Source organism: Duganella violaceipulchra, assembly GCF_019166075.1.
In the GTDB taxonomy this organism is placed as follows: Bacteria; Pseudomonadota; Gammaproteobacteria; order Burkholderiales; family Burkholderiaceae_D; genus Rugamonas; species Rugamonas violaceipulchra.
The window spans coordinates 1-22,017 of record NZ_JAHTGR010000028.1 but is presented as its reverse complement, the minus strand read 5'-3'; the positions used below and the strand labels follow the sequence as shown (position 1 = coordinate 22,017).

13 protein-coding genes and 1 pseudogene are annotated in these 22,017 nt (G+C 63.0%); 10 read left to right on the top strand and 4 right to left on the bottom strand.

Translation table 11 applies throughout. The annotated features are described in order from the left end of the window. The first annotated feature begins 280 nt into the window (after nucleotides 1-280). Genes KVP70_RS30480 through KVP70_RS30450 form a run of 7 tightly spaced genes read left to right on the top strand, consistent with a single transcriptional unit; the run spans nucleotide 281 to nucleotide 8,479 of the window. Nucleotides 281-1,972: a glycosyl hydrolase family 18 protein gene (locus KVP70_RS30480; protein WP_217946136.1), complete on the top strand. Its 1,692-nt coding sequence runs from the start codon at nucleotides 281-283 to the stop codon at nucleotides 1,970-1,972. A gap of 3 nt (nucleotides 1,973-1,975) precedes the next feature. After that, a complete protein-coding gene (locus KVP70_RS30475) occupies nucleotides 1,976-2,992 on the top strand; it encodes a cupin-like domain-containing protein (RefSeq protein WP_217946135.1) in 1,017 nt (338 codons plus the stop codon). A gap of 15 nt (nucleotides 2,993-3,007) precedes the next feature. After that, the gene (locus KVP70_RS30470; protein ID WP_304515532.1) at nucleotides 3,008-5,368 is read left to right on the top strand and encodes a chitinase C-terminal domain-containing protein; all 2,361 of its coding nucleotides are present in this window, start codon (nucleotides 3,008-3,010) and stop codon (nucleotides 5,366-5,368) included. A 9-nt stretch (nucleotides 5,369-5,377) separates the two neighbouring features. Further along, nucleotides 5,378-6,799 carry a glycoside hydrolase family 19 protein gene (locus KVP70_RS30465; RefSeq protein WP_229225197.1) on the top strand — a complete coding sequence of 474 codons (1,422 nt, stop codon included), beginning with the start codon at nucleotides 5,378-5,380 and terminating at the stop codon, nucleotides 6,797-6,799. 47 nt (nucleotides 6,800-6,846) lie between these two features. After that, the gene (locus tag KVP70_RS30460) at nucleotides 6,847-7,581 is read left to right on the top strand and encodes a YoaK family protein (RefSeq protein WP_217946134.1); all 735 of its coding nucleotides are present in this window, start codon (nucleotides 6,847-6,849) and stop codon (nucleotides 7,579-7,581) included. A 5-nt stretch (nucleotides 7,582-7,586) separates the two neighbouring features. Further along, the gene (locus tag KVP70_RS30455) at nucleotides 7,587-7,988 is read left to right on the top strand and encodes a GFA family protein (protein WP_217946133.1); all 402 of its coding nucleotides are present in this window, start codon (nucleotides 7,587-7,589) and stop codon (nucleotides 7,986-7,988) included. Between the two features lie 5 nt (nucleotides 7,989-7,993). Then, nucleotides 7,994-8,479 (top strand): arsinothricin resistance N-acetyltransferase ArsN1 family B, encoded by a 486-nt coding sequence (locus KVP70_RS30450; RefSeq protein ID WP_217946132.1) that lies wholly within the window; start codon nucleotides 7,994-7,996, stop codon nucleotides 8,477-8,479. Here KVP70_RS30450 and KVP70_RS30445 read toward each other — a convergent pair. Continuing rightward, entirely contained in the window at nucleotides 8,476-11,568 is a 3,093-nt protein-coding gene (locus tag KVP70_RS30445) for a ligand-binding sensor domain-containing diguanylate cyclase (protein ID WP_229225196.1), read from the bottom strand. The genes KVP70_RS30450 and KVP70_RS30445 overlap by 4 nt on opposite strands. 127 nt (nucleotides 11,569-11,695) lie before the next feature. Between KVP70_RS30445 and KVP70_RS30440 the strand changes: the two genes are divergently transcribed. Continuing rightward, entirely contained in the window at nucleotides 11,696-15,475 is a 3,780-nt protein-coding gene (locus KVP70_RS30440) for a response regulator (protein WP_217946130.1), read from the top strand. Here KVP70_RS30440 and KVP70_RS30435 read toward each other — a convergent pair. From KVP70_RS30435 to KVP70_RS35860, 3 genes and pseudogenes are all read right to left on the bottom strand, one after another. Continuing rightward, nucleotides 15,469-16,596 carry a branched-chain amino acid ABC transporter substrate-binding protein gene (locus tag KVP70_RS30435; RefSeq protein ID WP_217946129.1) on the bottom strand — a complete coding sequence of 376 codons (1,128 nt, stop codon included), beginning with the start codon at nucleotides 16,594-16,596 and terminating at the stop codon, nucleotides 15,469-15,471. The two genes, KVP70_RS30440 and KVP70_RS30435, sit on opposite strands and share 7 nt — an antisense overlap. A 459-nt stretch (nucleotides 16,597-17,055) precedes the next feature. After that, on the bottom strand, nucleotides 17,056-17,268 hold the full coding sequence (locus KVP70_RS34500) for a hypothetical protein (protein WP_262311811.1): 213 nt from the start codon (nucleotides 17,266-17,268) through the stop codon (nucleotides 17,056-17,058). Between the two features lie 128 nt (nucleotides 17,269-17,396). Continuing rightward, nucleotides 17,397-17,597, bottom strand: a pseudogene (locus KVP70_RS35860) (transposase); the annotation flags it as partial. Nucleotides 17,598-17,916: 319 nt separating this feature from the next. Between KVP70_RS35860 and KVP70_RS30425 the strand changes: the two are divergent. Both KVP70_RS30425 and KVP70_RS30420 read left to right on the top strand, forming a co-directional pair. Then, on the top strand, nucleotides 17,917-18,135 hold the full coding sequence (locus KVP70_RS30425; protein WP_217946127.1) for an MbtH family protein: 219 nt from the start codon (nucleotides 17,917-17,919) through the stop codon (nucleotides 18,133-18,135). Nucleotides 18,136-18,302: 167 nt separating this feature from the next. After that, the coding region (locus KVP70_RS30420; protein WP_217946126.1) for a condensation domain-containing protein at nucleotides 18,303-22,017 on the top strand (3,715 nt) is incomplete at its 3' end.

The window sequence follows — 22,017 nt, the reverse complement described above, 5'->3', positions numbered from 1 at the left end:
CCAAAGTGCACAAAATTGGTACTCACCAATTAACACGATGTTCAATTTGAGACATTCGAAAGTTAGGGCGCCATTGCGCCCTTTTGCCTGCTGAAATTAGTTGGTGAGCACTCACACTCTCTTTCAAGTTCCATATCGGTTCTTGCCGCAATAACTCTTCCTTGGTTGTAACTGGTATTTGATTGGATGCCACAAAATAAAACCACTTGACTACCACTTCTTTGCGTTCCATCCTGAAAAAATAATAAAAGCAGATTTACCCACCCAAGGAGGAGAAAGCATGGAACGTGCAGTCAAGGGAAACGCGGCCGTACTCGGCCTGATCGCCAGTATGTTGGCGGCTTGCGGCGGGGGCAGCGACAGCCCCGCCACCACCACACCACAAATGAAATTGCTGGGCGGCGTGCAAACCGCCGACGCAGCCGCCGATTGTCCGGCATGGTCGTCCAGCGCGATCTACACGGTCGGCATGTGCGTGACCTACAACGGCTCCACCTACAAGGCAAAATGGTGGACGCAAAATAACGTGCCAGGCACGGAAGAGTGGGGACCATGGGCGCTGCAAGCCGTGACGCCAACCCCGACTCCGACTCCAACGCCGACTCCGACCCCGACGCCAACGCCGACTCCAACCCCGACGCCAACGCCAACGCCAACGCCAACGCCAACGCCGGTCGGCGGCCGAGAAATCGGCTCCTACTTCGCGCAGTGGGGAGTGTACGGCCGCAGCTACGAAGTGGCCGATATCCACACCACCAAGACCCCGGTCAATGGCGTGCAGACCAGCGTGGCCGACCAGCTCACCTTCATCAACTACGCCTTCGGTAACACCTACGCCAAGAACGGCGGCTACGAATGCGACATGGTCACCCGCGCCGAAGTGGGCAACGACACCCCGACCTCGCCGCAAGCCGGTACCGGCGGCGACGCCTACGCCGACTACCAACGCCAACCCACGCGCACCGTGGACGGCAAGACCGTCGCCTGGGACGCTCCGCTGACCGGCAACTTCCTGCAACTGAAGCTGCTCAAGGCCGCGCACCCGAATCTGAAGGTGTTCATCTCGCTGGGCGGTTGGACCTGGTCGAAAAACTTCTCGGCCGCAGCCAAGACCGACGCCCTGCGCAAGCAGCTGGCCAAGTCCTGCGTCAAGATGTTCATCGCCGGCGACCTGCCGGTGCAGGATGGACGCGGCGGCCCCGGCTCCGCCAAGGGCGTGTTTGACGGCATCGACATCGACTGGGAATATCCGGGCGGCGGCGGCCAGCCATACAACACCGTCGACGCGGTCAACGACAAGCATAACTTCACGCTGCTGATGGCAGAGTTCCGCGCACAGCTGGACGCGCAAGGCGCCATCGACGGCAAGCGTTATGCACTGACGGCCGCCATCGGCGCCGGCACCGAGAAGATCGCACAGACCGAACCAACCCTGTATTCGCAGTACATGGACTGGGTCAACCTGATGAGTTACGACTTCCACGGCGCATGGGAAAGCACCACCAACTTCCACTCGCCGCTGTACCACGATCCTGCAGATCCAGCGACCGGCATCCTCGCCAAGTACAACACCAACGACGCCGTGACGGCGCTGGTGGCAGCCGGTATGCCGCGCAATAAGATCCTGCTCGGCGTGCCGTTCTACGGACGCGGATGGAAAGGCGTCGCCGCCGGCCCGAACGCCAACGGCCTGTATCAAACCACCACCGGCGGCGCGGCGGGCACCTACGAAACCGGCATCGACGACTACAAGGTCCTGGTCAACAAGGCAGGCACGCGCTGGTACCATCCGCAGACCAAGCAGCTGTTCCTGTACACCGGCACCGGCGAGTGGTGGAGCTACGACGACCCGACCGTGATCGCGACCAAGATGCAGTACATGCGCGACCAGAGCCTGCGCGGGGCCTTCTCGTGGGAGCTGGACGGCGACGCCAGCGGCGCCCTGACCAGCGCCGTCTGGAAAGGACGCTAAGCCATGAAGCGCCATGCCGTTGTCCAAACCATCGGCGTCACCGACGCATGGCGCAGCTGGATCGCCGAGAACCTGATCCTCGGCATCCGGCCGGATACACTGGTCGGCATCCTGACCCAGTCCGGCATCGGCGCCCGCGAAGCCAACACGGAGGTCGCCGCCGCGTTGCGCAGCCCTTACCTGCAGGGCGTATCGCGTTTGCACAACCGGCTGGCCAAGCGCGATTGGGTGCTCCGCATCCAGTCGCAATTGAACCGGCTGGCGCCGACCGAGGTACCGCGCCGGGAGCGCCTTTCCGGTGCGGCCTTCCTCGAACAGCATTACCGCCGCAACCTGCCGGTGATCATCACCGGCATGCTGGACGACTGCGCCGCCCGCAGCAAGTGGACGCTGGAGTATCTCGGCGAGCAGCTGGGCGAACGCATGGTGGAAGTGCAGTTCGGCCGCAGCGCCGATCCCGACTACGAGATGAACAGCCAGTCGCACAAGCGGCGCATGCGCTTCGGCGAGTACGTGGACCTGGTGCGCGACAGCGGCCATACCAACGATTTCTACATGACCGCCAACAACGACGGCCAGAATCGCGAGTCGCTGCAGGAGCTGATGGCCGACGCGCCGCCGCTGCCGGAATATCTGGACCCGGCAGGGCGCGGCTTTTTCTGGTTTGGTCCGGCCGGCACTATCACGCCGTTCCATCACGACCTGACCAACAACTTCATGATCCAGATCGCGGGGCGCAAACGCGTGCGGCTGATCGCTCCCTGCGATACGCCCAAGCTATACAACCAGCGCCACTGCTTTACCCCGGTCGATGGACGCAACATCGACCTGCAGCGTTTTCCGATGATGGCAGACGTGCCGGTCATCGACTGCGTGCTGGAACCAGGCGAGATCCTGTTCCTGCCCGTCGGTTGGTGGCACTTCGTCGAAGCGCTGGATATCACCATCACCATCTCTGCCACCCACTTCAAGTGGGACAACGACTTCTACAGTCATTACCCGAACAATCACGATTTTTAAAATACGGGAGACAAAATGCGACATAACTTATTGATGCTGGCGCTGATCGGCAGCGCCGTCGCCGCCTGTGGCGGCGGTTCCGACCCTCAAAGCGCGACAACCGCGCCCAAACTGATGGGCGGGATACAGACCGCCGCTGCGGCCGCCGATTGTCCGGCATGGTCGTCCAGCGCGATCTACACGGTCGGCATGTGCGTGACCTACAACGGCTCCACCTACAAGGCCAAGTGGTGGACGCAGAATAATGTGCCGGGTACCGAAGAGTGGGGACCTTGGGCGCTGGATTCCACGACGCCGACTCCAACACCTACGCCTACGCCAACACCTACGCCTACGCCGACTCCAACGCCGACACCGACGCCAACTCCGACGCCTACGCCTACGCCCACTCCGACACCAACGCCGGCCGCATGCCGTCCCGACGGCTTGGCCTCGCCGGTGCCGAACGTGAACTACTGCGGCGTGTATGACGCCAACGGCCGCGAGAAGCTTGCCAATGGCCTGAACCGCCGCATCGTCGGCTACTTCACCAGCTGGCGCACGGGCGCGAACAACACGCCGTCCTACCTGGTCAACAACATCCCGTGGGACAAAATCACCCATGTGAACTACGCCTTCGCCTCGGTGGATGCCAACGCAAAAGTCCAGCTGGGCAGCGGCGCCAACAACCCGGACACCGGCATGACCTGGCCGACCATCCCCGCCGCAGCGATGGATCCGTCGCTGCCGTACAAAGGCCACTTCAACCTGCTGTCCCAATACAAGAAGCGCTACCCCGGCGTGAAGGTCATGTTGTCGGTGGGCGGCTGGGCAGGCAGTGGCGGCTACTACACCGCCACCACCAACGCCGACGGCTCGCTCAACACCGCAGGCATCAACACGCTGGCCGATTCGATGGTGGCCGTGCTCCGTCAATACACCTTCTTCGACGGCATCGACATCGACTACGAGCACCCGACCACCAACAACGAGGCCGGCAACCCGCTCGACTTCACGCTCTCCAAGCCGCGTCTGGCGGGCCTGATGAAGAGCTACAACGTGCTGTTGAAAACCGTGCGTCAAAAGCTGGACACCGCAGCCGTCGCCGACAACAAGTACTACATGCTGACCATCGCCGGCTCGGCGTCGGGATGGATACTGCGCGGCGAGGAAAACCTCTCCGGCCTGCAGTACCTCGACTACGCCAGCCTGATGTCCTACGACCTGCACGGCGGCTGGAACCAGTACGTCGGTCCCAACGCCGCGCTGTTCGACGACGGCAACGACGCCGAACTCAAAGCCGGCAACGCCTACTCCTACGGCGGCATCGGCTACCTGAACGTCGACTGGGCCTACCACTACTACCGTGGCGCATTGCAGGCCGGCCGCATCAATATCGGTGTGCCGTACTACACGCGCGGCTGGAAGGACGTCACCGGCGGCACCAGCGGCCTGTGGGGAACCACGCCATTGGTGAACGACACCGTCGCCTGCGCCGGCGTTAAAACCTGCGGCACCGGCGCGGTCGGCATCGACAACGTCTGGTACGACCTCGATACCAACGGCAAGCCGGTCCCCGGCGGCGGCAATCCGCTGTGGCACGCGCTCAACCTGCAAAACGCCATCGTGCCGGACTACCTGGATGTCTACGGCGTGACCGAGAAAACCATCACCGGCACCTACACCGCCAACTACAGCGCCACGATGGCGGCGCCGTGGCTGTGGAACGCCACGCGCAAAGTCTTCATCTCCACCGAGACCGCGCAATCGATGGCGGCCAAGACCCAGTACGTGATCGACAACGCCATCGGCGGCATCATGATCTGGGAACTGGCCGGCGACTACGCCTGGGACGCCAGCAAGAACGGCGGCAAGGGCGAGTACTTCATGGGCTACACGCTGACCACCAACATCTACAACGCCTTCAAGACCGCCAGCCCTTACGGCGCCACGCGGGCGGAATCGGCGATGCCGGCCAGCAGCGCCAAGGTCAGCATCGCACTGGGTGGCTGGAAGCTCGGTGACAGCAACTACCCGATCAACCCGGTGATGACGGTGACAAACAACACCACCGTCACCATCCCGGGCGGCTCGGTGGTGGAGTTTGACTATCCGGTGTCGGCCCCCGCCAACATGAGCGACCAGTCGGGCTACGGCCTGGTGGTGACCAAGGCCGGCTACTCGGGGCCGAACAACATCGGCGGTTTCAAGGCCAGCTTCAATCACGCCAAGTTCACGATTCCGACATGGCAGACATTGGCGCCGGGTGCCTCGGTGTCGCTGACGCTGAACTACTCGTTGCCGATCTCTGGGCCGTCCGCCTACGTGGTCACGGTGAACGGCGTGCGCTACGCCTTGAGCGACGAGTATCCCGGCCTGCCGGTCGCGCTGAAATAAGGGGACGCGATGAAATCAGTTCACAGCATCGCTGTGCTGAGCGCCTTGCTGCTTGCCGCCTGTGGCGGCGGCAGCGACGGCGGCCAGGCCGACAGCAGCGCTCCGCGCGTACTCTCCGGCGGCATTTCCACCGCCGCCGCCACCGCATGTCCGGCATGGACCGCCACGGCGGTCTACACCGCCGGCATGTGCGCGATCTACCAGGGCAAGCAGTACGAAGCCAAATGGTGGGTGCAGGGCACCGCGCCCAACCCCACCGATGCGTGGGGGCCGTGGAAGTACATCACCGACGCCACCGATCCAACGCCGACCGATCCCGGCACGCCGCAACCGGGCGGCGTGCCGACCAAGGCGCAAGCCGAGGCGCGTGAGGCCCAGCTGACCAACAACGACTTCTTCCGCACCGTGAAGGCGTCGATCCGTACGCTGGACAACGCCGCGGTGGACGCCGTATCGCCCGGCGCGGCGGCCAACCCGGCCAACGTCAAGCGGGTGGAGCGTTTGCTGACGTCGGCCAAGTGGGACTACTACTTCGGCATCCGTGAGCCCAGCTATACGTATGGACGCTTCCTGCAAGCGGTGGCCAAGTTTCCGGCGATCTGCGGCGACTACACCGACGGCCGCGATGCGGACGCCATCTGCCGCCACTCGCTGGCGACCATGTTCGCCCACTTCGCCCAGGAGACGGGCGACCACAACGCCAGCCTGCCGCTGCCACAATGGCGGCAGGGCCTGAAGTATCTGCGCGAGATGGGTTGCGACGAAACCGGCACCAACTGCGGCTACAACGTCGAATGCTCGGACCCGGTGTTCAACACCGTCTGGACCTGCGGTAAAAACGCGGATGGCACGTTCAAGAAGTACTACGGCCGCGGCGCCAAGCAGCTCTCGTACAACTACAACTACGGCCCGTTCTCGCAGGTGATGTACAACGGCGACCAATCGGTGCTGCTGAAGAACCCAGACCTGGTGGCGTCGACCTGGTTGAACCTCGCCTCGGCGACGTTCTTCTTCGTCTACCCGCAACCGCCCAAGCCATCGATGCTGCATGTGCTGGACGGGACGTGGGTGCCGAATGCGGCGGACAAGGCGGCCGGCGCGGGTAACAACTTCGCCACCACCATCATGATCATCAACGCCGAATGCGGCACCGGCACCGAGAAGGCGGCAGCGCAGAACCGCATCGACTACTACAAGCAGTTCGCGGCGGACCTGGGCTGGAACATCGGCAGCGAGCAGCTGTCCTGCGCGACGATGCAGCGCTTCAGTGGAGCCAGTTCGGCGGCGTACAACATCTACTGGGAGAAGAACTGGAGCAGCGGCGGCGACTACCAATGCCAATTGGTGAGTTATCAAACGCCGTACAGCGCTCTGATCGCAGGAAACTACACCAAGTGCGTGGAGAAGAACTGGGGAGTAACGCTCAAGTGATCTGATGGCATACAATGGTTGGGCCGACAGTAAGGAGGAGGCCAACCATGCCTATGCACTACCTGCGGGCCTTAACCAGCCCGCAACGCACCATTATCAGCAACCGCCGCCTTGGTCGTTCGCTGGCCTTTGTGGCTGGCGCGGTCAATGCCGGCGGTTTTTTCGCAGTGGGCCAGTACACATCGCACATGACCGGCATCGTCTCGTCGCTGGCCGACAGCGCCGCCATGGGCGAGGTGCGCGTGGTGTTGGCGGGCCTGGAGGCGCTGCTGGCGTTCCTGCTGGGCGCTGGCACTTCCGCGATCCTGATCAACTGGGGCGGTCGGCGCGGCGCGCAAAGCCAGTATGCCTTGCCGTTGATACTGGAGGCGGCGCTGCTGCTGTGCTTTGGCCTGATGGGCGCCAGTCTTGGCGCCTCCGGCCACGTGCGCGCCATCGTGGGCTTGCTGTGTTTTGTGATGGGGCTGCAAAACGCCATCATCACCAAGGTCTCGCGGGCCGAAATCCGCACCACCCACGTGACCGGCCTGGTGACCGACATCGGCATCGAACTGGGTAAACTGTTTTACTTTAACGACAGGACGTCGCCGGTGAAGGTGGTGGCCGACCGCGACAAGCTGCGCTTATTGAGCTCCCTGCTGGCGATGTTCCTGCTCGGCGGACTGGCCGGCGCGTTCGGCTTCAAATACCTGGGCTACATCTCCACATTGCCGCTGGCGGTGGCGCTGCTGTCGCTGGCCATTATTCCCGTGATCGACGACCTTCGGCTTGCGCGGAACTGAAGCAGATGATGAAAACTTACCACGGCAGTTGCCATTGCGGCGCGGTGCGCTTCGAGGCGGACCTCGATTTGAGCCAGGGCAGCCTGCGCTGCAATTGCTCGTTCTGTTTGAAGATACGCTGCTGGGCCGTGATGGCTAAGCCGGAAACGTTCCGCCTGCTGGCCGGCGAGGCCGAGATGAACGTCTACCAGTTCGGCGCCAGGAACGAGCATCACCACTTTTGCAAGCATTGCGGCGTGCGTCCCTACGGCATCGGCAACTCACCGCGCTACGGTGTATTCTATGGCGTCAACGTCGCCAGCCTCGATGGCGTCAGCGACGAGGACCTGGCCGGCACGCCCATCACCTATGTCGACGGCCGCGCCGATAACTGGATATCGCCACCCACCGAAACCCGCTATCTTTGAATCCAATGATCAGACCCGTTATCCCAGACGATGCCGCAGCCATCGTCGCCATCTACAACCACTACATCGCCACCACCACCATCAGCTTCGAGGAGCATGCGGTCACGCCGGAGGACATGGCTGGCCGCATCCGCGATGTCACCGCCGGGCTGCCATGGCTGGTGCATGAACAGGACGGCGAAGTGCTGGGCTACGCCTACGCGACCAAGTGGCGCGCCCGCAGCGCCTACCGCTTCGCCGCCGAGACCAGCGTCTACGTCGCGTTCGGGCAGGGCGGCAAGGGGATCGGATCGGCGCTGTACAAGGCGCTGTTGGAAGAGCTGCGCGCGCGTGAGATCCACATGGCGATAGGCGGCATCGCCCAACCCAACGAAGCGAGCGTGGCGCTGCACGAAAGCCTGGGCTTCGAAAAGGTTGCCCACTTCAAGCAGGTCGGCCGCAAGTTCGATCGCTGGATCGATGTCGGCTACTGGGAGTTGCAGCTGTCCTAAGCCGTCTGCGCCGCGTTGTCCTGCGGCGCCAGCACGCTGCGCTTGCCTCCTTCGGAGCGGGCGCGGTACAGCGCCTGGTCGGCCGCCAGCACCAGGTCCTCGGCATTATCGTCCTGCGCCGCCGGTAGCGAGGCTACGCCGATGCTGGCGCTGATGCCACCCGACGGCGCTTTCACATTCGGCAGGTTCAACGCGCCGATGGCCGCTTCCATGCGGCGCGCGATCAGCATCGCTTCGTCACCGTTGGTGCCTGGCGCCAGGAAGGCGAATTGATCGGCGCCGTAGCGCGCCACCAGATCGCCGGCCCGCTGCACCGCGCCGCTCAGCGCATTGGCCGCCCGCCGCAGCACGTCGTCGGCGGCTTGCTGGCCGTAGTGGTCGCGGTAGGCGCCCAGTTGGTCGATCTCCACCAGCCCAATCGCCACCAGCTTCTTTTCACGCGCCGCGCGGCGCCATTCGCGCGCCAGCTGGTCGTCGTAGCAGCGGCGGTTAGCGATGCCGGTCAGGCTGTCGGTGGCCGACAGGTTGGCCAGCTTGTGCTGCGCAACCCGCAGCGCCTCGGTGCGTTCCCGCAGCAGTGTCTCAAGCTCGCGGGCCCGCGCGCCTAGGCGCCGTGCCGCCCAGCGGAACAGCAGCAACAGCAGCCCCACCACCAGTGCCGCCACGGCGCTGCGCGCCCACCACGTTTGCCACACCGGCGGCGTGATCGTGATCGGCAGGATGATCTCGTCGCGGCTGGACACGCCCTTGTTGTTGCTGCCTTGCAGATGGAAGTGGTATTTTCCGGGCGCCAGGTTGGTGTAGGTCGCCACCGGATGACTGGCATCGGCTTGCACCGGTTGCCTGTCGAAGCCTTCCAGCCAATAGGAATAGGCGTTCCTGCGCGGTTCGGCGAAATGCAGCGCGGCGAATTCGATCGAGATGGTGTTGGCGATCCACGGCAGGCTCAGTGAACGCGGCTGCGTCAGGCTGCCTTCCAGTACCACGTCCTCCGGAGGGTTCTTGCCGCCCAGCGAACGGTTCAACACGCGGATATCGGTGATCGCCAGTTGCGGCGGGCGCGAGGCGCTGCTGTGGATGGTCGGGTTGACGGCGGTGACGCCGCTGCTGCTGCCGAAGTACAGGAAGCCGTTGCTGCTGTTGGCGGCGGAGTCCATGTAGAAGCCTTCGGTCAGGCCATCCTCCACCGAGTATTCGGTGACGGTGCCGGAGACCGGATCGATCTTGCTCAGTCCCGCCGCCGTGGTCACCCAGATCATGCTGTTTTTATCCGAGCGTATCGCTTCGATCAGGCGCGTACCGAGATCGCCTTTTTCCTGGATGCGGGTGATGGTGAATGCGCCGTCCTTGCCGGCCACCACATGGTTCAAGCCCTTGGACGTGCCGACCCACATGCTGCCGTCGGAATCGAGGTGCAGGCTGCTGACACGGTCGCTGCTCAGGCTCGTGGGGTCGTTGGGATCGAGCCGGAAGTGGCGGAATTTTCCCGTGGCCGGATCGAGCATATCGAGCCCGCCGCCGCGATAGAACTCGCCGCTCCATACGCGGCCGGCGTTGTCTTCCACCACGGTGGTGGCGCCGTTGACGCTGCGGCTGTCCGGGTTCTTGTCGTCGTGGGCGTAGCTTTCGATCGCGCCGCTGGCCGGATCGTAGCGCAGCATGGCGGTGCCGGTGCCCAGCCACAGCACGCCGCCGCGTCCCGGTGCGATGGTGTTGATGAAGTCCGTGGTCTTGCTGCCGAAGTGGATCACCTTGAGCGGCGCATCCGGCGTGTCCAGCCGGTTCAAGCCCTCCGAGGTGCCGATCCACAGCACGCCGTCCGGCGCCTGGTAGGTGCTGTAGATGACGTTGGAGCTCAGCGCGCCCGGCCGCTTGGGCGTGGCGCTCCAGGTGCGCACCATCTCGCGTTTGGCCGGATCGAACAGCGCCAGGCCGTCGTCCAGCGCGAGCCACAAGCGGTTGTTGGCGGCGGCGCCGACGCTGCGCACGAAATTGCTGGACTTGACGAAGTCGGGATCGATATCGCGCGGGACGAAGCGCTCGAAGCCGTGATAGCCAAGGTTGGCGCGGCTGACGCCATCGGTCAGCGAGCCTACCCACAAGGTGCCGCTGCGGTCGCGCATGGTGGTGTTGATGGCGTCGCTGTTGAGACTATGCGCATCCTCGGCGCGATGACGGTAGCTCTGGAACTGGCGCAGCTCGCGGTCCCAGCGCAGCAGGCCGCTGGTGCGGGTGCTGATCCACAGGTCGCCGGCGCGGTCCTCGTCGATGTCGGTCACGCGCTTGGCCTGCGCCGGCAGCGCTTCGCGCTTGTCCCAGGGCTGGCCGGACTTCCATGTCACCAGGCCGTCGGCGGAGCCTATCCACAGCGTGGCGGCGCTGTCGAAGTACAGGGCGCGCACGTCGTTGGCCTTGGGGTTGGGATGCTCCGGATCGTCGACGCGGAAGTGCTGGAAGCCGGTGGCGCCGGGCGCCAGGTAATCCAGGCCGCCGGGCCAGGTGGCGGTCCACACGCCGCCCTGGTGGTCCACGGCGATGGCGTTGACGTCGTTGTAGAGCAGGCTGTCCGGCTTGGCGTCGTCGTGGCGGTAGATGACGAAGCTGCCCTTGCGTGGGTCGAAGTGCTGCAGGCCGCCCCATGTCGCCACCCACATGCCGCCCTTGTTGTCGGCGATGATGCGGCGCACGATGCGCGCGTTGTTCGGGCCTCCGGCGGGCACGTGGCGGGTGAAGTTGTTGGCCACCGGATCGAAGCGCGCCAAGCCTTCGTCGGTGCCGATCCACAGCTTGCCGGTTTCGTCCTCGTACAGCGCGGTGACGCGGCCGCCCGGCAGGCTATGCGGGTCGGACGGGTCGTTCATGTAGCGCACCTGCTTATGGCCGTCGTGGCGGAACAAGCCGCCCTCGATGGTGCCGATCCAGACGAAGCCCTGCCGGTCCTGCAGGATGGTGAGGATGGCGCGGCTGTCGGCGCCCAGCGAATCGACGGCGGTGAAGGCCAGCGGGCGTGGCGCCGCCTGCAAGGGCGCGGCGTGCAGGCAGGCCAGTGCGCCGCACAGCAGCAGGCGTAGGACGGGGCGGAAGGGCATGCGCGGCATTCGGGACCTTGGTATTTTGGCTAGCCAAGTAAAGCACATAATCGGCCGCCGGGGAAGCGTTGGGGCAACACTTTTCCGCTATAATCCATTGACAAATCCCTATGCTTCGCAAGGCGACATGAACGGATCTTCCGACGGAGTACCCCTGCAGACGGCGCCGCTGTCGCCCAAGCCGCCCTTGCGCACATGGCGCGCAGCGTGGGACCAGTTGCGTCGACGCGGCCTGCCGGGCCGCCAGGCCATGCGCTGGGTCACCCTGGCGCTGCTGCTGGCCGGCGGCGCGGTGCTGATCCAGCGCCAGGTGGTGTTCCAGCAGCACAGCCGCGACCTGAAAGCCGCTGCGGACGATATCGCGCGCCAGATCCAGATCGACTCCACCGACGGCCGCGTGATGGGCGGCGCCATTCTCATGGGACTGGTGGAAGACAGCGTCAAGCTGCTGCTGTCCGGCGAGCTGGCCGCCGACGCCTATCGGCTGCACGTCGACTTCGCCGCCGTCATCGATCAATACAGCGCCGACACCGTGTTTGTGCTGAACGGCGAGGGCACCATCACCGCTTACCTCAACAAAGAGGGCAAGGCCATCGGCGTCGGCCGCAGTCTGCGTTATCGCCCCTACGTGCGGCGCGCGCTGGCCGGCGAAGCCAATGTCTATGCCGCCATCGGCAGCAATTCGCACGAGCGCGGGCTGTATTTCGCGGCGCCGGTCTACAGTGGCAATTCGCGCGACACGCCCATCGCCGGCGTCTACACCATCAAGATGCCGGCGGCCGAAGTCGACCGCATCCTCGCGCGCAGCAAGGACCCGGTGCTGCTGCTGTCGCCGGACGGCGTGGTGTTCGCCACCAACCGCAACGAATGGCTGTTCACGCGGTCCCGTAAGATCGCGCCGGCGCGCCTGGCCCAGTTGGAAAAGGAAAAGCAGTTCGGCGAGCTGTTCGCCGGCGATGGTCCTTTGCCGCTGCCGTTTGAACCAGTCGGCAAGCAGGCCAGCATCCAGGGCCGGCCCCACGCGCTGGCCAGCACCGATTTGAACTGGCCGGACGACGGCGGCGCCTGGCGTGTGGTGATCATGCAGGACAAGGGCGAGTGGCTGCCGCTGTGGAACCAGTTGATGCTGGCCGCGGCCTGCATCGGCGCGGTCTGGTTGTGCGGGATGGTGGTGACGGGCCGCACCCGCGCCGCCGAAAGCGCGCGCCGCCTGCGCTTCGAGAACGAGCGCCGCATGCGCGAGATCACCAACAACCTGCCGGTGGCGGTGTACCAGTTCCAGATGGACGCGGCGGGCCAGCCGCGCTTCCGCTTCATGAGTCCCGCCATCACCGCCATCACCGGCCTGCAGGCCAGCGACGTGCTGGAGGACGGCGCCATGCTGTTCGCGCTGCTCGATCCCGACGGCCGCGCGGGCCTGCTGGAGCAGATCGCCGACAGCGCGCGCCAGCACTGGTCGATCCACCGCCGCATGGAGTTCGGCGCGCAGGGCATGGTGGCGGCGCGCTGGGTCGATATCCACTGCACCTGCGTGCACCAGCAGGCGGACGAGGAAGTATGGAACGGCTACCTGGCCGATGTGACGGCCGAGCACACGGCGGCGCAGACGCTGAGCGCCGCCAAGCAGACCGCCGAAGACGCGACGCGCAGCAAGTCGCTGTTCCTGGCGAATATGAGCCACGAGATCCGCACGCCGATGAACGCCATCATCGGCATGAGCCACCTGGCGCTGAAGACCGGCCTGACGCCGCGCCAGCACGATTATGTGCAGAAGATCCAGCGCGCCGGCCAGCACCTGCTGGGCATCATCAACGACATCCTGGACTTCTCCAAGATCGAGGCCGACAAGCTGCAAGTGGAGAACCAGCCGTTCGAGCTTGACCAGCTGCTGGAAAACCTGGCCACGCTGATCGGCGACAAGGTCAACGCCAAGGGCCTGGAGCTGGTGTTCGATGTCGGCCCCGACGTGCCGACCGCGCTGGTGGGCGACGCGCTGCGGCTGGGCCAGATCCTGATCAACTACGCCAACAACGCCGTCAAGTTCACCGAGCGGGGCGAGGTGGCGGTGACGGTGCGCGTGCGCAGCCAGGACGAGCGCCGCGTGCTGCTGCACTTCGCCGTGCGCGACACCGGCATCGGCCTGAGCGAAGCGCAGATGCGCCAGCTGTTCCAGAGTTTCCAGCAGGCCGACGCCTCCACCACCCGCAAGTACGGCGGCACCGGCCTGGGACTGGCGATCTCGAAGAAACTGGCGCAGCTGATGGGCGGCGAGGTCGGCGTCGAGAGCGAACTGGGTCACGGATCGACCTTCTGGTTCACCGCCCATCTGGAGATCGGCCACAACGAGCGGGTCTCGCTGCTGCCGTCGCCGGACCTGCGCGGCAGCCGCCTGCTGGTGGTGGACGATAACGACAGCGCGCGCAGCGTGATCGCCGAGCTGCTGCGCGGCATGCGCTTCAATGTGCAGGTGGCGGCGTCCGGCGCCGAGGCGGTGGCCATCGTGCGCGAGGCCGCCGCAGCCGGCGAGCCGCTGGCCGTGGTGCTGCTGGACTGGCAGATGCCGGGCATGAGCGGCATCGAGACCGCCGCCGCCATCAAGGCGCTGGGTTTGCAGGAGACGCCGCGCCTGATGATGGTCACGGCCTACGGGCGCGAGGAAGTGCAACAGCAGGCGCACGGCGCCGGCATCGACGATGTGCTGATCAAGCCGGTCAACGCCTCGGTGTTGCTCAATACCCTGATCCGCCTGCTGGGCGGTGAGGTGGACGACAGCGCGCTGGCGCGTCCGGCGCCGGTCAGCACGCTGGCGGCGCTGGCGACCCTACGCGGCGCGCGCGTGCTGCTGGCCGAGGACAATGAGTTGAACCAGCAGGTGGCGTCCGAGCTGCTGGCCGATGCCGGACTGCTGGTGGACATCGCCAACAACGGCGTCGAGGCGGTGGCGATGGCGCAGCGCGAGCAATACGATATCGTGCTGATGGACATGCAGATGCCGGAGATGGACGGCGTCGAAGCCACCCGCGCCTTGCGCGCCTTGCCGCAGCTGGACGGCCTGCCGGTGGTGGCGATGACGGCCAACGCCATGCAGGCCGACCGCGACCTGTGCACGCAGGCGGGCATGGTGGACTTTGTGATCAAGCCGATCGAACCGGACGACCTGTGGCGCGCGCTGCTGCGCTGGATACCGCCGCGCCACGCGCTGCCGGCGCACGAACCGGCGCACGAGCCGAGCCCCGAATCGAGCCCCGAACCGCAAGCCGCGCCGGCGGACGACTTCCCGCACGAGATTCCGGGCCTGGACATGGTGGCGGGACTGCGCCGCGTGCTGGGCAAGCGGCCGCGCTACCTGGCCATGCTGCGCGGCTTCGTGGCCAACCAGGCCGGCGCCGTGCGGGAGATGTCCGCGCTGATCGCGGCCGGCGACCGCGCCGGCGCCGAGCGCGGCGCGCACACGCTCAAGGGCTTGGCCGGCAATATCGGCGCCAGCGCCTTGCAGGTGCTGGCCGGCGAAGCCGAACATGCGCTGTCGCCTGCGGCGGTGGGGGAGGCCGGCGCCGCCGTGCTGTCGGCGCGCCTGGCGCCGCAGCTGGCGCAGCTTGAATCCGTGCTGGCCGGCCAAGTGGCGGCGATCGTCGCATGCCTGCCGGCGGAAGCGAAACTGGAAAAGGTGGAAGTCGATCCCGAACAGCGCGACGCCGTGGTGCGCGAACTGGGCGCGCTGCTGGCGGACGACGACGCTCGCTCCGAACGGCTGCTGGTGGAACATGGCGCGCTGCTGGCCGCCGCGTTCCCGCAGCATTACCGCAAGCTGGAACAGGCGGTCGGCGATTTCGACATGGAACAGGCGCTGGAGATACTGAACAGCGCCGTCGCCGCCGTGCAGGGCGACGGCGCGCTACATCAGTAGGTGGTCAGCGGAACCGGCTGGCCGCCCTTGAAGTTGAAGATGGTGACCGGCGACTGCTTCATGTCGCCATGCTCGTCGAACGAGTAGGTGCCCGCCACGCCCTTGTACGAACCGGCGCTGATGGCGGCTCCCACTTTTTGCGGATCGATCGAGTTCACCTTCACCATCGTCTGCGCGTACATCATGGCCGCATCGTAGTAGGCCGCGGCGTAGACGTCGGGGTCCTGCTTGAAGCGCGCCTTGTACTTGGCCTTGAAGGCCGGACCGCTGGCAAACTTGTCGAGGATGGCGCCGCCCTGCGAGCACAGGACGTTTTCGCCGACGGCGTCGCCACCGAGCTTGCCCATCTCCGCGGTGCAGATGGTGTCGCCGCCCAGCAGCTTGGCATTGATGCCCAGCTGTTTCATCTGGCGCGCCATCGGTGCGCCCTGCGGCGCGTAGCCGCCGAAGAAGATCGCTTCGACCTTCTTGGTTTTGAGCTTGGTCAGGATGGCGGTGAAGTCGAACGCCTTGTCGGTGGTGAACTCGTGGCCGGCCACGGTCATGCCGGCGGCCTTGGCCTGCTTCTTGAATTCCTCGGCCACGCCCTGGCCGAAGGCGGTGCGGTCGTCGATCACGGCCACGGTCTTGAGCTTGAGCTCATTGGCCGCGTACAGCGCCATCTTGGTGCCCAGCTGGGAGTCGCTGGCGTTCACGCGGAACAGGCCCTTGTAGCCCTGCTGGGTGATCTTGGGATTGGTGGCGACGGTGGCGATCAACACGCCGGCGTCGTTGTAGGCGCGCGATGCGGGAATGGCCACGCCCGAGTTGTACGGGCCGACCACGTACTTGACGCCCTGGTCGATCAGCTTCTGGGCAGCGGCCACGCCGGCTTTCGGGTCGCCCTGGTCGTCTTCCGATTGCAGTTCGAACTTGAGCTTCTTGCCGGCCACGGTGATCGGCTTGGCGTTCAGTTCCTCGACCGCCAAGCGCGCGCCGTTCTCGTTGTCCTTGCCCGAAAACGCCTGGGCGCCGGACAGCGGGCCGCTATGGCCGATCTTGACCACGGTGTCCTGCGCCTGGGCGCCGGCTGCGCCCAGCAGAGTGAGGCTGACGGCGGCTGCAATATGCTTCAATTTCATGCGATCTCCTGATGTTGTGTTGTGAGGTGATGGCAAGATTATCGCCAAAAACGCAAAATATTATCGCGCGACTTGGGCTTTCGATTGGTCTGTTTTGCGCGATATCGCCTTTCAAAGGGGTGCAGTTCAAAATTTAATTCGGCACTCGCTTGTTTTGCGGTTTCTTTTCACGCGCTGGGAGCTGTATCTCTAAGGTGGCATGGGTGAGCGCAGCAGCGTCGATTTCCTGCGCCAATTCACGCTAGGGCACCTCGAATAACTGGAGATTCGAGGATGAGGACAAAAAAATAGCGGCGTAGAGAGCGATCACGTCGCCAACCTGGTCAGGGTCATGGCAACTTTGTTATCCGAATCCGCCTTTTTCGGCAGTCCGGGCGGACCTCGGGCGTCAGAACGCCACGATCTTGGCCTCCTTCAGGTAGCAAAGGCGCTGCAGATTGTATGCGGCGACTTTCCAGTTCAGGTGCTGATCTTGATCTTGCGAATGACCTTGTAGCGCTTGTCGGCGTTGGCCGAGAGCTTGTAGCCGAAGTAGGACTTGCCGTGCTTCTTGGTCCAGCGCGCCTCGATATCTTTCTGGCGCCGCTTGGCCGGCGACCAATCGGCCGGCATCGCGTTCTCGGCCACGATGGCTTTCTCTTCTTTGTTGATCGACTGTTTGGGCGTCTGCACGATGCTGGCGTCGACAGCTGGCGGTTGAGCGCGTCAAAAATGCTGGCGCTGGCACCCGCCTGGATCAGGCGTTCCTTGAAGGTCCGGATCGTGGTCCGGTCGGGGATCTGGCTGCTGCTGCGCAGCCCCACAAAACGCTGGAAGCTCAGGCGGTCGAGCAGTTGACACTCCATTTGCTCGTCGCTCAGGTTGAACAACTGCTGAATCAGCAGCACGCGCACCATCAGTTCGGTTGGGAATGGCGGGCGACCACCGCGCTCACGGCTGGGGCGTGGCGCTGCGCGGTCGACCGCTGCGGCGAGCGCCGCGAAATCGACATGCTGCTCCATCACACGCAACGCATCGCCAAGCTTGTTCAGCTTCGCTTCGCGTTCCTGGTCGGCAAACAGGCTGGTCTCCCAGGAATCACAACTCATACACCACGCTGCGGGGCACAATCGGAGGGGCAAACTGAGAGGGTCAATCCTGCCAGCAAACGAACACGTCAGGACGTCCGGCAGACGCTGCGTCCTCGGCGGCGTGATCAGCCCGGGCGCCACCCAAGGGTTGCGCAAATATAAAAAATTACATAAAATCAATTGCCATATGTTCATTTGACAAATGGACATATGATTGCGATATATTTAATCATCAATTGAAGAGGTCCGCATGTCGTTTCAAGATCAGGCCGTTGAAGCATTGTATGAAGTCGTCGTCAATGAAGAAGCACAGTATTCGATCTGGCTCGCTGATAGAGCAATGCCTTTGGGGTGGACAAAGGCGGGCAAGCAAGGCTCGAAAGCATCCTGTCTGGACTATATCAAAGAGGTGTGGACGGATATGCGACCGCTCTCACTGCAAAAACGAACGGCCGCCGCGTTGAACTAAGGAAGGGCGGCAGCGCAATACATTTCCGACGAGCAAGGCATAGTCTAGCCGGCATTGTCGTTCGTTGAATTCCTCTGTGACTGCATCGATTGGTTTGATTGGTTCAAGCCAGTCGTGATTTAACACGCCCTCACGCCCTCACCAACTCGCAATATCCCAAGGCCAATATGGATTCGCTCACGCATGCTCCGTGCTCTACGTTACTTGAATTGCTGCAATTTCGTGCCAGCGCCGACTCTGGCACTGCACAACATACGGCATTCACCTATTTGGAAGACGGTGAGCAAATCAGCGGCGCGGTCACATTTTTTGAGTTAGACCGGCAAGCGCGCTGCATCGCGGCCCATCTCCAGAAATTGACCCAGTCGGGAGATCGTGTATTACTTGTTTATCCGCCTGGTCTGGAATACATCACGGCGTTCTTTGGCTGCGTCTATGCTGGGGTGATTGCAGTGCCGGCATTGCCGCCTGCGAATGCCCGCACTCTACCAAGACTGCAACTCATGGCCAAGGACGCGGAACCACGCGTTGCGTTGACCTTGGACGAGATTGAGCAGCGCATTGGTGAATGGCGCACCGACTCTAGTCGAATATCAAGCGACTTGACCTGGTTGGCAACTGACGCCTTGTCGGACGAAACCGATCATTGGCAGTGCCCGAACGTGCAGGCATCGGACACTGCTTTTCTGCAATACACCTCCGGCTCAACGGGAGCACCCAAAGGGGTCATGGTCAGTCATGCCAACATCCTGGCCAACGTTCGCCAGCTTCACGCGACATTCAGCATAACGTCATCTGAGGTTGTGGTGTCCTGGCTGCCGCCGCATCATGACATGGGACTGATCGGCACAATCATATACCCGGTGTATGCGGGTTGTCATAGCGTTCAATTTCCACCAGCGGCTTTTTTGCTTCGCCCTTACCGCTGGCTGAAAGCATTGTCAGATTATCGGGGGCGGATCACAACGGCCCCCAATTTTGCTTATGAGTTATGCGTCAACAAGATCACCGAAGTGCAAAAGCAAGAGCTCGATTTGAGCGCGCTTGAATTTGCGTTGAATGGCGCGGAGCCGATACGAGCGGACACTATGAAGCGCTTTGCGCAAGCGTTCGCGCCATGCGGATTGCGGCCGGAGTCCTTCATCCCCGTCTATGGCTTGGCGGAATCGACACTTCTGGTCTCGGCCAACACACAGAAACAAGCTGCACAATTGCCGGCTACACTGAGTGTCAGCAAGGCAGCGTTGTCCTTGAATACGATAGAAGCCACAGGAGATGCGTCGGACCGGATTGAACTCGTCTCGACCGGCCTGGCGGAATCTGCCGAGCATCAAGTCATTATTGTCGATCCAATCACGCTGAACCGTCATGCGAGCGACACCGTGGGCGAGATTTGGGTGCGCGGTCCGTCGGTGGCGCAGGGGTATTGGCGGCGGCCGGAAGAAAGCCAGGATACGTTTTCGGGATGCGTGGCGGGCCAGAAAGCGACTTACCTGCGCACCGGCGACCTAGGCTTCATTCATCGCAATGAATTGTATATTACAGGCCGCATTAAAGAGATGATGATCTTTAATGGGCGCAATATTTACCCGCAAGATATTGAGGCGACGGTCGTAAAGCTCGACCCGGCATTCCGTTCCAATGGGGGCGCTGTATTTGCACTGGATGATGACGGTGCATCGCAATTGGTAATTATTCAGGAAATTGAATCGCGTAAAAAACCTATTACTGAAGATTTAGTAAGCAGGTTGCGTGCCGAAATCTCCGAACAACACGAGGTTTTCAATATTGCCGCGATTCTTTTGGTGAAAGCGGGTCGTATTCCGCGCACATCTAGCGGGAAGATTCAAAGACTGCGCTGTAAGGAATTGTTTTTCGCGGAGGAGTTTTCCACTATATGGGCGTGGAGAGAGTCGCAACATTCGAAAGTAAATGAAACGAGGAGCATATCCGCTTACCGTGCTCCGCAAACTGAAACAGAAGTTCAGTTGGCAAAAATCTGGGAAGAACTCCTTGATATAGAAAGAATCTCAATCACTAACAACTTTTTTGCTCTGGGCGGCCATTCACTGCTGGCCACGCAAGTCATGAGCAAGGTGCGCGCCGTGTTTGCGCTTGAATTGCCGCTGCGCGCCTTGTTTGAGGCGCCCACTGTGGAAGGGCTCGCCAAGGTGATCGGCCTAGCCCAGCAAGAACACGTCGAATTTATGGCGCCGGCCATCGTACCCGCCGATCGTAGCGTATCGCCGCCGCTATCGTTTGCACAGCAAAGACTGTGGTTCCTCGACCAGTTGGAGTCGGGCAGTGCGTTCTATAACATCTCAGCGGCAGTACGTCTGGTTGGCAACCTGGACATCGTCGCCTTTAGCCGCAGCCTCAACGACATCGTGCGCCGCCACGAGGTCTTGCGCACGACGTTTGCCCTGATCGATAGCACACCGGTGCAAATCATCACGCCGACGCTGGAACTGATACTGCCGGTCAGCGATCTGTCCGACCTACCGCATGCCGAGCGCGAAGCCTGTGCGCAATGGTTGGCCCAGGACGAGGCTCAAACGCCGTTCGACCTGGTCAGCGGTCCCTTGATTCGCGCCCGCTTACTCGGTCTGAGCGAGACAGAGCATATCGCGCTACTCACTCTGCACCATATCGTCTCCGACGGCTGGTCGATGGGCGTCATGGTACGGGAATTGGCCGCCTTGTATGCTGCCTACGTGCAAGACCAGCCGTCACCGTTGCCGGAACCGGCTATTCAGTATGCCGACTTCGCCTATTGGCAACGCCAGTGGTTGAGCGGAAACGTGCTGCAGCAACAATTGGGTTACTGGATTGAACAGTTGAACGGTGCATCAAGCTTGCTGGAGTTGCCGACCGACCGGCCGCGGCCAAGCGTGCAAAGCTATCGCGGCGCCATGTTGCCCTTTACGGTGCCGGCGACGCTCACTGCCGGTTTGCACGCCGTGGGCGAACAGGCGCAGAGCACACTGTTCATGACCTTGAATGCCGCGTTTGCGGTATTGTTGGCGCGTTATTCCGGACAAACCGATATTTGCATAGGCGCGGCGATCGCCAATCGCAATCGCAGCGAGATTGAATCGCTGATCGGTTTTTTCGTCAACACCCTGGTGCTGCGCGCCAGGCTTGACGCCAATCCTGCTTTTACCGACTTGCTGCAACAGGTGCGTCGTACGGCATTGGAAGCTTATGCTCATCAGGATGTGCCGTTCGAACAACTGGTCGAAGCCATGAAACCGGAACGTCACATGAGTCACGCCCCGCTGTTTCAGGTCATGCTGGTGTTGCAGAATGCACCGATGGGCACTTTGGCACTTCCCGGCTTGATACTGCAGCCGGTCGCAAGCGACAGCATGACTGCCAAGTTCGATTTGACGCTGAACCTCACCGAAGAAGCGGGCCAGCTCTTGGGCTCCTTCGAATACAACACCGATCTGTTCGATCAGACAACGATAGCACGCATGGCGGGCCATTTTACGCGCCTGCTGGAAGGCATCGTGGCAGGGCCTGGCGCGCGCATTGAAGAGCTGCCGCTGTTAAGCGACAGCGAACGGCAGCAGCTGCTGGTTGGCTTTAACGCGACGCAAGCGGACTACCCGCAGGACCAACTGATCCAGCAACTGTTCGAAGCGCAGGCAGCAGCCAATCCGGAAGCGATCGCGGTGGTGTACGAAGAGACCAGCGTCAGCTATGGTGAATTGAATGCGCGCGCCAACCGACTGGCGCACACCCTGATCGGCTTGGGCGTGCAGCCCGACGACCGGGTGGCGATCTGTGTCGAACGCAGTGTTGAGATGATAGTTGGCCTGCTGGGGATTTTGAAGGCTGGAGGCGCGTATGTGCCGCTCGACCCGAGCTATCCCCAGG

What these genes read in the sequence shown, in the direction of transcription:
- KVP70_RS30480 (WP_217946136.1), top strand. Translation starts at nt 281, where the DNA reads ATGGAACGTGCAGTCAAGGGAAACGCGGCCGTACTCGGCCTGATCGCC.
- KVP70_RS30475 (WP_217946135.1), top strand. Translation starts at nt 1,976, where the DNA reads ATGAAGCGCCATGCCGTTGTCCAAACCATCGGCGTCACCGACGCATGG.
- KVP70_RS30470 (WP_304515532.1), top strand. Translation starts at nt 3,008, where the DNA reads ATGCGACATAACTTATTGATGCTGGCGCTGATCGGCAGCGCCGTCGCC.
- KVP70_RS30465 (WP_229225197.1), top strand. Translation starts at nt 5,378, where the DNA reads ATGAAATCAGTTCACAGCATCGCTGTGCTGAGCGCCTTGCTGCTTGCC.
- KVP70_RS30460 (WP_217946134.1), top strand. Translation starts at nt 6,847, where the DNA reads ATGCCTATGCACTACCTGCGGGCCTTAACCAGCCCGCAACGCACCATT.
- KVP70_RS30455 (WP_217946133.1), top strand. Translation starts at nt 7,587, where the DNA reads ATGATGAAAACTTACCACGGCAGTTGCCATTGCGGCGCGGTGCGCTTC.
- KVP70_RS30450 (WP_217946132.1), top strand. Translation starts at nt 7,994, where the DNA reads ATGATCAGACCCGTTATCCCAGACGATGCCGCAGCCATCGTCGCCATC.
- KVP70_RS30445 (WP_229225196.1), bottom strand. Translation starts at nt 11,568, where the DNA reads ATGCCCTTCCGCCCCGTCCTACGCCTGCTGCTGTGCGGCGCACTGGCC.
- KVP70_RS30440 (WP_217946130.1), top strand. Translation starts at nt 11,696, where the DNA reads ATGAACGGATCTTCCGACGGAGTACCCCTGCAGACGGCGCCGCTGTCG.
- KVP70_RS30435 (WP_217946129.1), bottom strand. Translation starts at nt 16,596, where the DNA reads ATGAAATTGAAGCATATTGCAGCCGCCGTCAGCCTCACTCTGCTGGGC.
- KVP70_RS30425 (WP_217946127.1), top strand. Translation starts at nt 17,917, where the DNA reads ATGTCGTTTCAAGATCAGGCCGTTGAAGCATTGTATGAAGTCGTCGTC.